The 10777-nt window shown below is 67.8% G+C and carries 12 protein-coding genes; 10 read left to right on the forward strand and 2 right to left on the reverse strand.

Annotated elements, in window-relative coordinates; all coding sequences use genetic code 11:
- Positions 1-85 precede the first annotated feature (85 nt).
- The 6 genes from AB0N89_RS40205 to AB0N89_RS40230 all read left to right on the forward strand — a co-directional run bounded on the left by AB0N89_RS40205 (position 86) and on the right by AB0N89_RS40230 (position 4022).
- Positions 86-280 (forward strand): DUF3046 domain-containing protein, encoded by a 195-nt coding sequence (locus tag AB0N89_RS40205; RefSeq protein ID WP_016332706.1) that lies wholly within the window; start codon positions 86-88, stop codon positions 278-280.
- 206 nt (positions 281-486) lie between these two features.
- Entirely contained in the window at positions 487-1527 is a 1041-nt protein-coding gene (recA, locus tag AB0N89_RS40210; RefSeq protein ID WP_016332707.1) for a recombinase RecA, read from the forward strand.
- 78 nt (positions 1528-1605) lie between these two features.
- Positions 1606-2133, forward strand: a complete 528-nt coding sequence (locus tag AB0N89_RS40215; protein ID WP_209437338.1) for a regulatory protein RecX — start codon at positions 1606-1608, stop codon at positions 2131-2133.
- Between the two features lie 251 nt (positions 2134-2384).
- Positions 2385-3008 (forward strand): glyoxalase, encoded by a 624-nt coding sequence (locus AB0N89_RS40220; protein ID WP_364216741.1) that lies wholly within the window; start codon positions 2385-2387, stop codon positions 3006-3008.
- Positions 3009-3058: 50 nt separating this feature from the next.
- Complete coding sequence (locus AB0N89_RS40225) at positions 3059-3499, forward strand: DUF1801 domain-containing protein (RefSeq protein ID WP_364216744.1); 441 nt, start codon at positions 3059-3061, stop codon at positions 3497-3499.
- Between the two features lie 85 nt (positions 3500-3584).
- A complete protein-coding gene (locus AB0N89_RS40230; RefSeq protein ID WP_364216747.1) occupies positions 3585-4022 on the forward strand; it encodes a GNAT family N-acetyltransferase in 438 nt (145 codons plus the stop codon).
- A 45-nt stretch (positions 4023-4067) separates the two neighbouring features.
- Here AB0N89_RS40230 and eda read toward each other — a convergent pair whose 3' ends face one another.
- Both eda and edd read right to left on the reverse strand, forming a co-directional pair.
- Positions 4068-4688 carry a bifunctional 4-hydroxy-2-oxoglutarate aldolase/2-dehydro-3-deoxy-phosphogluconate aldolase gene (gene eda / locus AB0N89_RS40235; RefSeq protein ID WP_364216750.1) on the reverse strand — a complete coding sequence of 207 codons (621 nt, stop codon included), beginning with the start codon at positions 4686-4688 and terminating at the stop codon, positions 4068-4070.
- A complete protein-coding gene (gene edd / locus AB0N89_RS40240; RefSeq protein WP_364216753.1) occupies positions 4685-6574 on the reverse strand; it encodes a phosphogluconate dehydratase in 1890 nt (629 codons plus the stop codon). Before edd ends, eda begins: the two co-directional genes overlap by 4 nt.
- Before the next feature lie 263 nt (positions 6575-6837).
- Between edd and AB0N89_RS40245 the strand changes: the two genes are divergently transcribed.
- The 4 genes from AB0N89_RS40245 to AB0N89_RS40260 are packed head-to-tail and all read left to right on the forward strand — an operon-like array spanning position 6838 to position 10675.
- On the forward strand, positions 6838-7125 hold the full coding sequence (locus AB0N89_RS40245) for a hypothetical protein (protein ID WP_191254500.1): 288 nt from the start codon (positions 6838-6840) through the stop codon (positions 7123-7125).
- On the forward strand, positions 7122-7952 hold the full coding sequence (locus AB0N89_RS40250; RefSeq protein WP_364216754.1) for a hypothetical protein: 831 nt from the start codon (positions 7122-7124) through the stop codon (positions 7950-7952). Before AB0N89_RS40245 ends, AB0N89_RS40250 begins: the two co-directional genes overlap by 4 nt.
- 57 nt (positions 7953-8009) lie before the next feature.
- Positions 8010-9926, forward strand: a complete 1917-nt coding sequence (locus AB0N89_RS40255; RefSeq protein ID WP_364216757.1) for a fumarate reductase/succinate dehydrogenase flavoprotein subunit — start codon at positions 8010-8012, stop codon at positions 9924-9926.
- On the forward strand, positions 9923-10675 hold the full coding sequence (locus tag AB0N89_RS40260) for a succinate dehydrogenase/fumarate reductase iron-sulfur subunit (RefSeq protein WP_005164720.1): 753 nt from the start codon (positions 9923-9925) through the stop codon (positions 10673-10675). The genes AB0N89_RS40255 and AB0N89_RS40260 overlap by 4 nt, the downstream gene beginning before the upstream one ends.
- Positions 10676-10777: the final 102 nt, after the last annotated feature.

Here is a 10777-nt window from a genome sequence, read left to right on the forward strand (position 1 = left end):
GTCCGTGAAGGCCTCCTTGAGGGACCCAGAGTCCCTCAAGGAGGCCTTCACGGACTTGAGCGGAGAGCGGGCTAGACTCCGCTCGATGCGTATCACGGTCTTCCGGCGGCTGATGGCCGACGAATTCGGTCCCGGACGTGCGGAAACCCTCTCCAGGGATCACGTCTTCGGCGAACTCGGGGGCCGGACCGTCGAACAGGCCCTCGACGCGGGAACCTCGGCGAAGGACGTCTGGCGAGCGGTCTGCGACGCCTTCGAGATCCCGCCGGAGCGTCGCTGACCTCGGTGAAAGGGCAAGAACCCTAGCGCAACGGCGTGTCGGCCACGGCCTCGAACACACGTTCGTCTATGGTGTTGTCCACAACGGGGTCAGCGATCCACAGCTTGGGCGCGAGGCCTGGAATTGTCGGTGGTCGCCCGTAGCGTCGGACCCGACAGCTCAGAACAGAACAAGCCCTACCCGGCTCAACCAACGAGGTGGACTCCATGGCACCAGCAGCACCCGACAAGGACAAGGCGCTCGAACTGGCCCTCGCCCAGATCGACAAGCAGTACGGCAAGGGCTCGGTCATGCGCCTGGGCGAGGAGGGCCGCGCGCCGATCGAGGTCATCCCCACCGGCGCCATCGCCCTCGACGTCGCGCTCGGGATCGGCGGCCTGCCCCGCGGCCGGGTCATCGAGGTCTACGGTCCGGAGTCCTCCGGTAAGACCACCGTCGCGCTGCACGCGGTCGCCAACGCGCAGAAGAACGGCGGCATCGCCGCGTTCATCGACGCGGAGCACGCGCTGGACCCGGAGTACGCCAAGAAGCTCGGCGTCGACACCGACGCGCTGCTGGTCTCCCAGCCGGACACCGGTGAGCAGGCGCTCGAGATCGCGGACATGCTGATCCGCTCCGGCGCGCTCGACATCCTGGTCATCGACTCGGTCGCCGCGCTCGTGCCCCGCGCCGAGATCGAGGGCGAGATGGGTGACAACCACGTCGGTCTCCAGGCGCGGCTGATGAGCCAGGCGCTGCGGAAGATGACCGGTGCGATGAACAACTCCGGCACCACCGCGATCTTCATCAACCAGCTGCGCGAGAAGATCGGCGTCATGTTCGGTTCCCCGGAGACCACGACCGGTGGTAAGGCGCTGAAGTTCTACGCGTCGGTCCGCCTGGACGTCCGCCGGATCGAGACGCTGAAGGACGGCGGCGAGCCCGTCGGCAACCGCACCCGCGTCAAGGTCGTGAAGAACAAGGTCGCGCCGCCCTTCAAGCAGGCCGAGTTCGACATCCTCTACGGCAAGGGCGTCTCCCGCGAGGGCTCGTTGATCGACATGGGTGTCGACCAGGGCATCCTGCGCAAGTCCGGTGCCTGGTACACCTACGAGGGCGACCAGCTGGGCCAGGGCAAGGAGAACGCCCGCAAGTTCCTGCTGGACAACCCGGACATCGCGAACGAGATCGAGAAGCGCATCAAGGAGAAGCTCGGCATCGGTGCCGCCGTCGACGCCGAAGCCGCACCCGCGCCGGTCGACTTCTGAGTTCCGGGTCACGCCGGAGGCGTAGTCGCCGATAGACCGTTTCGACTGGAGTGATAGCTGAAAATGCGAGCGCCCAAGGTGGATCCGGCGGAGCTGCCGCCGGACGAGCGGAGGAAGAAGGCCAAGGAGATCTGCTTCGATCTCCTGGCCGCGCGCCCGCGCTCCACGGACGAACTGCGTCAGGCCCTCAAACGCAAGGGCTTCGACGAGGAGACGACGGAGACCCTGCTCGGTAAGCTGGACCAGGCAGGGCTCATCAACGACGCCGAGTTCGCCGAGATGTGGGTTCGTTCCCGCCATGCCAACATGGGCCTGGCAAGGAACGCCCTCGTGGCCGAACTCAAACGCAAAGGAATCGATGGGGATATCGCCGTCCAGGCCGCCGACGAGGTGGACCGAGAGGCAGAGGAGCAGCGCGCCCGAGAGCTGGTACGGAAGCGCATGCGCTCCTTGGGCAACGTCGACGAGCAGACGGCGATCCGCCGCTTGCTGGGCTTCCTCGCCCGCAAGGGCTATCCCCAAGGGCTGGCCTACACCGTGATCCGCGACGAACTCCGCGAGTTCGGCGCCGAATCGGCACTCCTGGACGACGCCACCCTCGACTGAGCTCCCCTCCAGACAAGCTGCTCACCGGCCGAGCGGGCATCTGCCCGCCGGCCGGTGTTTTGCGTTCTCACGGCAGCGGTGACGAGCCAGCGACGCGTCCCGAGCGCCACGCATGGGACGCTGAGTGTCCCCAGCGGTCCGCGGGACATACATGAGGGGCGGTCCACCAAGCTGAGGCGCTGACCAGCGCCGATACGACCGATCAGGAATCAAGAAGCACCGGGCACCCGCTGAGAAATAGCGTTACCGGCATGAACTTCATCGACGCCATCACCCTCGAAGTGGCCGACACCGAGGCCGCCGAAAGCTTCTACTCCACCGCCTTCGGGCTCGGCGTCCAGCTGCGTCTGCGCGCCTCGCAGGAGCCCTCCACCGGCTTCCGCGGCTACACCCTCTCCCTCACGGTTTCCCAGCCCGCCAACGTCGACGCGCTCGTCGACGCCGCCGTCACCGCCGGCGCGACCGTGATCAAGCCCGCCACGAAATCGATGTGGGGTTACGGCGGCACCGTCCAGGCCCCGGACGGCGCCATCTGGAAGATCGCCACCTCGGCCAAGAAGAACACCGGTCCCGCCACCCGCGAGTTCGACGACATCGTCCTGCTGCTGGGCGTCGCCGACGTGGCCGCGAGCAAGAAGTTCTACACCGAGCACGGCCTCACCGTCGGGAAGAGCTTCGGCCGCATGTACGTCGAGTTCGAGTCCGGTTCGGACCCGGTCAAGCTGGCGCTGTACCGGCGCAAGGCCCTCGCCAAGGACGCCGGCGTCTCGCCGGAGGGCACCGGATCGCACCGCATCGCGATCTGCGGCGCCGCCCCGTTCACCGACCCGGACGGGTTCGCCTGGGAGACCTCCACGCTCGCCGCCCAGTCCTGATGTGCCAGTACCGGATGCCCCCGCTCGCCGCCTACCTTGGAGAAAACACCATGACCACCACGTACGAAGGATTCACGGCCGAAGAGAAGGCCGCGATGAAGGAGCACGCGCAGGACATGAAGAAGGCCGCGCGCCGCAGCTCGGCCGCGGACAAAGCGGCGGCGGCGGAGCAGGACGTGGTCGCCAAGATCGCCGAGATGACCGACGAGGACCGGGTGCTGGCCGAGCTGGTCCACGCCGTCGTGACGGCGAGCGCCCCGGAGCTCGCGTCGAAGCTCTGGTACGGCCAGCCCGCGTACGCGCTGGACGGCAAGATCGTCTGCTTCTTCCAGGCAGCGGCCAAGTTCAAGACGCGGTACGCGACGCTCGGCTTCAACGAGGCCGCCCAGCTGGACGACGGCGCGATGTGGGCGACGGCCTTCGCGCTGACCGAAGCCACTCCCGCGGTGAAGAAGCGCGTCACCGCTCTGGTGAAGCAAGCCGTCAGCTGAGAGTGGCAGCTCGCTTTACCGCGTGAGTGGCCACTCGCGGTACGGTGGCGGAACCCTAGGCTCGGGTGATCACTTGGAGGACCACATGATCACCATCGAGCCACTGAAGTCCGAAGACCGCGAAGCCTGGGAGAAGCTGTTCCGCGCGTACATCGCCTTCTATGAACGTGTCGCACAGCAAGAGGTTTACGACCGCGCCTGGCGCGAGTTCCGCACGGGGGAGCGGATGCACGCGCTCGGCGCGCACGTGGACGGCGAGCTGGCCGGGATCGTGCACTTCCTGGTGCATCCCAGCACTTCCGCGCTCACCGACGTCTGTTACCTGCAGGATCTCTTCACCGCGCCGGAATCCCGGGGCAAAGGTGTCGCGCGGGCACTGATCGAGGCGGTCGCCGACTGGGCACGCGACCGTGGCTACGACCGCGTTTACTGGCACACCAAGGAATCCAACACCACGGCGCGCCGCCTGTACGACCAGGTCGCGGTCAACCGGGGCTTCATCCAGTACCAGCTGCCGCTCTGAAAACAGTGAAGGCCACCTCCGAGAAGGTGGCCTTCACAAAGAAGATCAGAGCTTCGAGGCCTCCGCCGCGAAGGCCTCGATCTTCCCGAAGTCCTTGGCAGCCAGCGCGTCCTTCGGCGTCAGCCACGAACCACCGATGCAGCCCACAGTGGACAGTGCGAGGTAGTCCGGCGCGGTCTTCACGGTGATCCCGCCGGTCGGGCAGAACCGCAGCCCGGGCAGCGGCCCGGCGATCGACTTCAGGTAGGCCACCCCGCCGCTGGCCTCGGCGGGGAAGAACTTCAGGGCGGTCAGGCCGCGCTCGGCCAGCCGCATCGCCTCGGACACCGTGCTCGCGCCCGGCAGGAACGGCAGGCCGGTGTCGAACGCGGCGTCCAGCACCGAGTCGGTGCAGCCCGGCGTGACCAGGAACTTCGCGCCGGCGTCGGCGGCCTGCTTGGCGTGCTCGGGCGCGGTGACGGTCCCGGCGCCGATGACGATCTCTGGGACCTCCGCGGCGATCCGCTCGATGGAGGCGAGCGCCGCCGGGGTGCGCAGGGTCAGCTCGATCACGCCGATGCCGCCCGCGAGCAGCGCCCGCGCGGTGGGCACCGCGTCGGCGGCGTCGTCGAGCACGACGACGGGCATCACGGGGGACAGGCCGAGCAGGTCGGCGCCGGTGGTCACTGGGTTACCTCCACAGGGGTCAACGTGTGCGCCGGAGCGCCGAAGTGTTCCGGCGTGAGCGGTCCGAACACGCTCGCGCCCTGATCGGCGGGGCCGACCGCGCGGCGCAGCGCCGCGAACAGCTCCCGGCCGGTGCCGGTCCAGGATGCCTCCGAAGGCGGGGAGTCCACCAGCTCACGGCGGGCGAGTTCTTCGTCACCCACGAGGACGTCGAGTGTCCCGGCCTTGGCGTCGAGGCGGACGACGTCGCCGTCGGCGATCCGTGCGATCGGGCCGCCCACGGCGGCTTCCGGGGTCACCTGGATCGCCGCGGGGATCTTGCCGGACGCGCCGGACATCCGGCCGTCGGTGAGCAACGCCACCTGGTGCCCGCGGTCCATCAGCACCCCGAGCGCCGGGGTGAGGCCGTGCAGTTCCGGCATCCCGTTGGCCTGCGGACCCTGCTGCCGGATGACCACGACGACGTCGCGGTCCAGTTCGCCGGCCTCGAAAGCGTCCTTGAAGGACTTCTGGTCGGTGAACACCCGCGCCGGGGCCTGGACGATCCGGTGCTCCTGGGCCACCGCGGACACCTTGATCACCGCGCGGCCGAGGTTGCCCGCGACCATCCGCAGCCCACCGTCGGCGGCGAAGGGACGCCACGCCGGGCGGAGGACATCCTCGTCGAGGCTGCGCGTCGGGACGTCACGCCAGACCAGTTCGCCCTCGGAGAGGATCGGCTCCTGCCGGTAGCGGTGCAGCCCCGGCCCGGCGACGGTCTGGACGTCCTCGTGCAGCAGGCCCGCGTCGAGCAACGTGCCGACCAGGAACTGGATGCCCCCGGCGGCGTGGAAGTGGTTGATGTCCGCGCTGCCGTTCGGGTACACGCGGGCCAGCAGCGGGACCACCGACGACAGGTCCGAGAAGTCGTCCCAGGTCAGCTGAATGCCCGCGGCAGCGGCGATCGCGACGAGGTGCATCGTGTGGTTGGTCGAGCCGCCCGTGGCGAGCAGCGCGATCACGCCGTTGACGACGGCCTTCTCGTCGATCACCCGCGAGATCGGCGTGTACTCCTCGCCGCGCGAGAGCTTCACGACGCGGCGCCCGGCCTCCTCGGTGAGCACGCGCCGCAGCGGCGAGTTCGGCTGCACGAAGCTGGCGCCCGGCAGGTGCAGGCCCATCACCTCGACGACCATCTGGTTCGAGTTGGCCGTGCCGTAGAAGGTGCACGTTCCCGCCGAGTGGTACGAAGCCGCTTCGGCGTCCAGCAGGTCTTCGCGGGTCGCCTTGCCCTCGGCGTAGAGCTGGCGCACGCGCGCCTTCTCCTTGTTCGGCAGGCCCGAGTTCATCGGCCCGGCGGGCACGAGGATCGCCGGGAGGTGCCCGAACGACAGCGCCCCGATCAGCAGGCCGGGGACGATCTTGTCGCAGACGCCGAGCAGCAGTGCCGCGTCGAACATGTCGTGCGAGAGCGCGATCGCGGTCGACATCGCGATCACCTCGCGGCTGAACAGCGACAGCTCCATGCCGGGGCGGCCCTGCGTGACGCCGTCGCACATCGCGGGCACGCCGCCGGCGAACTGGGCCACGCCGCCCGCCTGGCGGACCGACCCCTTCAGCATCGCGGGGTACTCCTGCATCGGCTGGTGCGCCGAAAGCATGTCGTTGTAGGACGAGACGATCGCGACGCCCGGCGCCCGCGCGGCGCGCAGTGCCGCTTTGTCGACACCTTCCATGGCGGCGAAGCCGTGGGCGAGGTTGCTGCAATCGAGGCCGCGCCGGACCGGCCCTTCCTCGTGGGCGGCGGCGACGCGGTCGAGATACGCGGCGCGCGTCTCGGCACTGCGGGCGGCGATACGCCCGGTGACTTCGGCGATGATGGGGTGGACGTTCGGGGCGGTGCTCATGTCCGGCTCCGGATCACTGATCGTGGTGGTCCGCGGGACGGCAACGCTGACGTCGCTGGGTCGTGACAGTGGCCACAGTAACCCAGGGGAAAGCCCGAATCAAAATCGATACAGAAGATCGACTCGCGTGACCTCCGTCACGCCCCTAGGTTCTACTGTGCTACTTGTCACATTGCACAACGCGCGGCAGAGTCGAGACGGCGAGGAATCGCTTGCCTTCGAAGGCTCAAGCGGCCAACCGAACCGACCATCGGGAGGTACCGATGTCCACCACAGAGATCGCCGAGCTTCGGCGAGCCATCGGTCAGCTGAGGCAGTGCGTCGGCGCGCTGCGATCCCGGTACGGCGACGCGTCAGCGGTACGGCGGCTGGCGAACGACGTGGAGCGGCTCGACATCGACGCGACGGATCTGGACACGACCCCGCACGCGGTCCCCGCGCAGGCGAAGGCCGCCGAACGCGTCCCCGTGCCCGATACGCCCTACGACCCGGCGCTCTGGCACGGCGCCGATGACGAAGGCGTCGGCGGCTACAAGCGCGACCAGCGGTGAGCGCCCCCGCCGGCAGTGAAGCCGGACGGGGTACGGGGGTCCGCGCACCGTCGCGGGCCCGGATCGCCGAAAAAACGCTGCGCACCGACCGGTGGTGGCTGTCCCCGCTGCTGACCGTCCTCGGCCTCTCCGCCTTCATCATCTACGCGACCATCAGGGCCTTCGTGCGCACCGCGTACTGGGTGCCCGAATACCACTATCTGACGCCGTTCTATTCGCCTTGCGTCTCGGCGTCCTGCGTCGAAGGCTCCCGGCATTTCGGGACCTGGTTCGGCGAGCTGCCGGGTTTCATCCCGCTCGGCTTCCTCGTCCTGCCGTTCCTGCTGGGCTTCCGGCTGACCTGCTACTACTACCGCAAGGCCTACTACCGGGCCGTCTGGTTCTCGCCGCCCGCGTGCGCGGTCGCCGAACCGCACGCGAAGTACACCGGGGAGACCCGGCTGCCGCTGATCATCCAAAACGTCCACCGCTACTTCTTCTACGTGGCCGTGGTCGTCTCGCTGGTCAACACCTACGACGCGATCACCGCGTTCCACGGCATCGACGGCGGGTTCGGTTTCGGGCTCGGCAACATCGTGCTGCTCGGCAACGTGATCCTGTTGTGGGCGTACACGGTGTCGTGCCACTCGTGCCGGCACGTGACCGGCGGCAGGCTCAAGCACTTCTCCAAACATCCAGTCCGCTACTGGATCTGGACCCAGGTGACGAAACTCAACACCCGCCACATGGCGCTGGCGTGGACGACGCTCGGCACGCTCGTGCTGACCGACCTCTACGTGATGCTCGTGTCCAGCGGCGCGATTTCGGATCTGCGGTTCATCAACTAGCGGCGCGGGATTCTCCCGTCCCCCCCCCGGCGACGAAGCTTTGAGGTGGCTCTTTTCATGACCGAGGTCGAACGGCTCAACTACGACGTGGTGGTGATCGGTGCCGGCGGTGCCGGCCTCCGCGCGGTCATCGAAGCCCGTGAACGCGGTTTCAGCGTCGCGGTGGTGTGCAAATCCCTGTTCGGCAAAGCGCATACGGTGATGGCCGAAGGCGGCTGCGCGGCGTCGATGGGCAACGCGAACTCGAACGACAACTGGCAGGTGCACTTCCGCGACACCATGCGCGGCGGGAAGTTCCTCAACAACTGGCGGATGGCCGAGCTCCACGCCAGGGAGGCGCCGGACCGGGTCTGGGAACTGGAGACCTACGGCGCGCTGTTCGACCGCACCGCCGACGGCCGGATCAGCCAGCGCAACTTCGGCGGCCACACCTACCCGCGGCTGGCGCACGTCGGTGACCGCACCGGACTCGAACTGATCCGCACGATGCAGCAGAAAATCGTTTCGCTGCAACAAGAGGACTTCAAGGAGACCGGCGACTACGAGGCGAGGATCAAGGTCTTCGCCGAATGCACGATCACCGAACTGCTGACCGAGGACGGCCGGATCTCGGGCGCCTTCGGGTACTGGCGCGAGAGCGGCCGGTTCATCCTGTTCGAGACGCCGGCGGTGGTGCTGGCCACCGGCGGCATCGGGAAATCGTTCAAGGTCACCTCGAACTCGTGGGAGTACACCGGTGACGGGCACGCGCTGGCGCTGCGGGCCGGGGCGACGCTCATCAACATGGAGTTCGTCCAGTTCCATCCGACGGGCATGGTCTGGCCGCCGAGTGTGAAGGGGATCCTCGTCACCGAAGGCGTCCGCGGTGACGGCGGGGTCCTCAAGAACACCGAGGACAAGCGGTTCATGTTCGAGTACGTCCCCGACGTGTTCAAGGGGCAGTACGCGGACAGCGAGGAAGAAGCCGACCGCTGGTACACCGATCAGGAGAAGAACCGGCGCACCCCGGACCTGCTGCCGCGCGACGAGGTGGCGCGCGCGATCAACTCCGAGGTCAAGGCGGGCCGGGGATCTCCGCACGGCGGGGTCTTCCTCGACATCGCCAGCAGGCTGCCCGCGGAGGAGATCCGCAAGCGGCTGCCGTCGATGTACCACCAGTTCAAGGAACTCGCCGACGTCGACATCACCAAGGAGCCGATGGAGGTCGGCCCGACCTGTCACTACGTGATGGGCGGGATCGAGGTCGATCCGGACACCGCGTCGTCGAGCGTGCCCGGCTTGTTCGCCGCGGGCGAGTGCTCGGGCGGGATGCACGGGTCGAACCGGCTCGGCGGCAACTCGCTTTCGGATCTGCTCGTCTTCGGCCGCCGGGCGGGACTCGGCGCCGCGTCCTACGTCGCGGAACTGAAGGAGCGCCCCAAGGTCAGCCAGTCCGATGTGGACGCCGCCGCGGCGATGGCGCTCGCGCCGTTCGACCCGCCGGGCGACGGTGTCGAGGAGAATCCGTACAGCCTGCACACCGAACTGCAGCAGTCGATGAACGACCTGGTCGGTATCATCCGCAAGTCGGAGGAGATCGAGCGGGCGCTGGAGAAGCTCGGGGAACTGCGCGAGCGGATCAAGCGGGTCACCGTCGAAGGGCACCGGCAGTTCAACCCCGGCTGGCATCTCGCCGTCGACCTGCGGAACATGCTGATGGTCAGCGAATGCGTCGCCAGGGCCGCGCTCACCAGGACCGAGAGCCGGGGCGGGCACACGCGCGACGACCACCCGGGCATGGATTCCCAGTGGCGCAACAAACTCCTGGTCTGCTCGGCCACGCCGGGCGGCAACCCGGTGGTGCCGGACATCGGCATCGAGGTCAAGGCGCAGCTCCCGTTGCGGCAGGACCTGCTGGAGTTGTTCGAGCTGTCCGAGCTGGGGAAGTACTACACCGACGAAGAACTGACGTCGCACCCCGGGAGCCAGGTATGAGCTACAAGGCGAGTTTCCGGGTCTGGCGCGGTGACGCCGATTCCGGTGAGCTGCAGGACTACAGCGTCGAGGTCAACGAGGGCGAGGTCGTCCTCGACATCATCCACCGGTTGCAGGCCACCCAAGCTTCGGATCTGGCGGTGCGGTGGAACTGCAAGGCGGGCAAATGCGGTTCGTGTTCGGCGGAGATCAACGGCAAACCGCGGCTGCTGTGCATGACCCGGATGTCGACCTTCACCGAGGACGAGGTCATCACCGTGACGCCGATGCGGACGTTCCCGGTGATCCGCGACCTGGTGACCGATGTGTCGTTCAACTACACCAAGGCCAGGGAGATCCCCTCGTTCACACCGCCCCCGGAGCTGAAGCCGGGGGAGTACCGGATGCAGCAGGTCGACGTCGAGCGCTCTCAGGAGTTCCGCAAGTGCATCGAATGCTTCCTGTGTCAGAACACCTGCCACGTGGTGCGCGACCACGAGGAGAACAAGGAGGCCTTCGCCGGGCCCCGGTACCTGATGCGGATCGCCGAACTCGAAATGCATCCTCTCGACGTCGCCGACCGGCGTGACGAGGCGCAGGAAGAGCACGGGCTCGGCTACTGCAACATCACCAAGTGCTGTTCGGACGTGTGCCCGGAGGGCATCCACATCACCGACAACGCGCTGATCCCGATGAAGGAACGCGTCGCGGACCGGAAGTACGACCCCATCGTGTGGCTGGGGAACAAGCTGTTCCGGCGGGACAAGTAGGCCGACGGCTCGTGAGGCTGGAGGCCAGGTCCGTGAAGGCCTCCTTGAGGGACTCTGGGTCCCGCAATGATGCCCTCACGGGCCCGCCCCCCCCCCGGGGCC

Origin of the sequence: Amycolatopsis sp. NPDC089917 (genome assembly GCF_040684635.1) — a bacterium.
Taxonomy (GTDB): domain Bacteria; phylum Actinomycetota; class Actinomycetes; order Mycobacteriales; family Pseudonocardiaceae; genus Amycolatopsis.